The sequence below is a fragment of the Pseudomonas imperatae genome (assembly GCF_057128625.1).
Genome location: NZ_JBSKHP010000098.1, coordinates 1 through 507 on the forward strand (window position 1 = coordinate 1; position 507 = coordinate 507).

1 protein-coding gene is annotated in these 507 nt (G+C 71.0%); it reads right to left on the reverse strand.

Features of this window, described 5'->3' with window-relative positions; genetic code table 11:
- Window positions 1-507: HAD-IC family P-type ATPase (locus tag ACWKWX_RS32795; RefSeq protein ID WP_483829956.1), on the reverse strand; the 507-nt coding region annotated here is incomplete at both ends.

Consider the following 507-nt stretch of genomic DNA (forward strand, 5'->3'; position numbering starts at 1 on the left):
ACGAAGCCGATCGGGGCGAGCACGCCAGCCGCGAGCGGTACGGAGACCAGGTTGTAACCCGCCGCCCACCACAGGTTCTGCACCATCTTGCGGTAGCTGGCCCGTGACAGGTCGATGACCGAGACGACGGCGCGCGGGTCGGACCCCGCCAGCACGACCCCGGCCGAGGCGATCGCGACGTCGGTGCCGGCGCCGATCGCGATGCCGACGTCGGCCTGCGCGAGGGCGGGGGCGTCGTTGACGCCGTCGCCCACCATCGCGACCTTGCGGCCCTCCTTCTGCAGCTCGGCGACCTTGCTGGACTTGTCCTCCGGGCGCACGTGCGCGAAGACCCGGTCGATGCCCAGCTCGGCGCCGACGGCGTTCGCGACGGCTTCGGCGTCGCCGGTGATCATGACCACCTGGACACCCAGCTTGTGCAGGGCATCGACGGCTTCACGGGACTCGGGGCGGATCTCGTCGGCGAGCTTGAGCCCGCCGATGACTTTTCCGTCCCGGGTCACGTGC